Here is a 2,917-nt window from a genome sequence, read left to right on the forward strand (position 1 = left end):
TAACCAAAACTTCCCTCATCGTATTTTGTTATTTCAATTATACAATTGCACCATAAGAACGGCAAATTGCCTCAAGACCACCCTGATATCCAGCAGCAACAGCGTTAAATTTCCACTCACCATTTTTCTGATAAATCTCAGCAACAACAAGTGCTGTTTCAATCGAAAATTCTTCTTCAAGATCAAATTTTAAAACAGGTTCTCCCACTGTATCAAATTCATCTGCCATCTTAGCAATTCTAATATACGCATTTGTTACCTGCCCAAAATTCTGCCTTCTATTTTCTGCATCGAAAATAGTTACACAAATAGTAATTTTTTTAATTTCATTTGGGATTTTAGTGAAATCAATCATAATTACTTCATCATCGCCATCGCCTTCGCCAGTAAGATTATCCCCAGTATGAACAACAGCTCCGTCTCTACCATTAAGATTATTATAAAAAACGAAATCCTCGTCCTTTATTAACTTTCCATTTTCCCCCAGCAAAAATGCTGATGCATCTAAATCGAAATCATGTCCACCATCGTATTTATTAGTGTCCCAGCCTAATCCAACAAGCGCTAATTTCATCGTATTGTCTAAGGATACTCTTTGTCCTTTTTGCAGATTAATCGCCATAATATTTTCCCCTTTTATGCATAGATTTTTATCAATGAGTCTAGTCTGCTTGCTTGCTGAACCCCCTGACCAATTGCATTGAACTTCCATTCACCATTTTTTCTATAAATTTCTCCAACAACAAGACCTGTCATCCCATTATAGTTTTCTGATAAATTGAATCTGCAAATCTCATTTCTTGTCCCCATGTCAACAAGTCTAATAAAAGCATTTTGAATCAAGCCAAAATGTTGTTTTCTTGCTGCTGCATCAAAAATATTGACTACAAAAATCATTTTGTCAATATTTTGTGGAACCAATGGTAAATTCACCATAATCTGTTCATCATCGCCTTCGCCGGCTCCCGTAAGATTATCCCCCTGATGTACGATTGCGCCACTTTGGTGTCTTAAGTTTCCAAAATACACGCAGCATTGTTTCACGTCTTTATTAATAATTTTGCCATTTGCTCCGCATAAAATAACCGACGCATCACAGTCAATAGATTGATGCCCGCCGAATAAACCGCCTAAAAATCCATTGCCTTGTTTTGTCTCATCCCAACCAAGACCTACCATCACCTGACTTAACCCAGACCCGCCTTTTGTCAAATCAATTTTTTGTCCCTTTTGTAAATTAATCGCCATTTGTATTTCCTCCTTAATTTTTTACGAAAAATACTCTTACTCAGTAATTTATTTTACTCTTACTTCTTATTGTTTACTGGAAATCTACAAGCATCAGATGTTCTTGCTATAGAAAACAACCTTGACCTTTACGAAGGCTAATTAAAACAATTTTTCTCATATTGTTCTATGACCTGTTAACAATACTTTTTCGAATTAAGTCTACAGGAATCATAGTAAAAGCAAGGATTATGACAACCACCCAACCATTCATGCCCGGTGGAACACAGCTAAACATTTCTCCAATCCATTTAAATAATGGGAAAGGTATTAAGGGAGCATTCACAATTAATGCTTGAACTGCAACAATAATGACGAATGCTTTCATAAAACCGGTATTCTCATTCAATCCTTTAAAAATTTTATAGTTGTCATCTCTAACATTAAATCCATTAAATAAAGCTGCCCAAATAAACAAAACAAAATATGCTGTATATTGCTGCTCTTGGGTTTGGAAGAAACCAGCAAAAAAATCGAGCTTTAAAAATAGAAAACTTATAACGGTCAGCCAAAGACCCATAGTGATTATTTGAGCCATCATCTTTTTACTTATAATGCCCTCATCTCTTCTTCTTGGTTTTTCACTCATATATTTTTCAAGTGCAGGCTCATTTCCAAGCATAATTGCACCTAACCCATCCATTACAAGATTAATAAATAAAAGATGCGTTACTTTTAAGGGTTCATTTATTCCAAAGAATGGGGAAATAGCACTGATTACAACTGCCGCAACATTAATAACTAACTGGAATTTACAGAACTTCAAAATATTATTATACACTGTTCTGCCATACCAAATAGCGTCTTTAATGGATTTAAAATTATCGTCCAGAACAACAATTTCTCCTGCTTCTTTTGCAGCCTCTGTTCCACTTCCCATAGCGAATCCTACGTCGGCTCGTTTCAATGCTGGTGAGTCATTCACGCCATCACCAGTCATTCCCACAACTAAATTCATTTCCTGGCTTAATCTAACCATTCTAGATTTATCTGTTGGCAATGCCCTTGCAATCACCTTTATTTCAGGTAAAATACTTTTCACCTCATCATCACTCATTTGATTCAGTTCAGCGGACGTCATAACTTTGTCTTTTTCAGAATGAATTAATCCCGCATCTTTCGCAATGGCAACGGCGGTTTCCAGCCTATCGCCGGTGATCATGACTACCTGAATACCAGCTTTCTGAACTTCATATATTGCTTCTTTTGCTTCTGGTCTAACATCGTCTCTTATACCTACTAATCCAATAAGAACTAAATCATCATGAATACTATCTTGAACAAGATCTTTTTCCGAATACCCAAATGCCAATACTCTCATTGCTTTTTTTGCAATTTCGGAAATTTTTGAATCTAAAACATCTTTCTCAAGTGTTTGAATCTTGCCTTCATCATCAAGATATTTTGTGGCTCCAGCAATTAGCTTTTCAGGAGCTCCTTTATAAAATGTCTTTCCTAGTGCTTGTACATGGGTTTGGCTAAATTTATTTTTCGAATTAAACCCTTGGGAAATTGTCATTGCATATTCTTTTTCCTCTGCAAGCATTTTGAAGGTTTCTTCACCCATAAACTTCGTTAATGCTTGATCTGTTGCATTACCACCGATTACCCTATGTTTACTGTCATACAT

General features: G+C 35.8%; 3 protein-coding genes. All 3 read right to left on the reverse strand.

The features are described from left to right. Positions 1-37: 37 nt before the first annotated feature. A complete protein-coding gene (locus tag RTK36_RS06905) occupies positions 38-622 on the reverse strand; it encodes a TerD family protein (protein WP_312045582.1) in 585 nt (194 codons plus the stop codon). A gap of 14 nt (positions 623-636) precedes the next feature. Beyond that, entirely contained in the window at positions 637-1,248 is a 612-nt protein-coding gene (locus RTK36_RS06910; RefSeq protein ID WP_312045584.1) for a TerD family protein, read from the reverse strand. Positions 1,249-1,414: 166 nt separating this feature from the next. Continuing rightward, positions 1,415-2,917, reverse strand: a 1,503-nt coding sequence (locus RTK36_RS06915; protein WP_312045586.1) for a cation-translocating P-type ATPase, incomplete at its 5' end; no start/stop codon positions are given.

Source organism: Anaerotignum sp., from assembly GCF_031981185.1.
Taxonomy (GTDB): domain Bacteria; phylum Bacillota; class Clostridia; order Lachnospirales; family Anaerotignaceae; genus Chakrabartyella.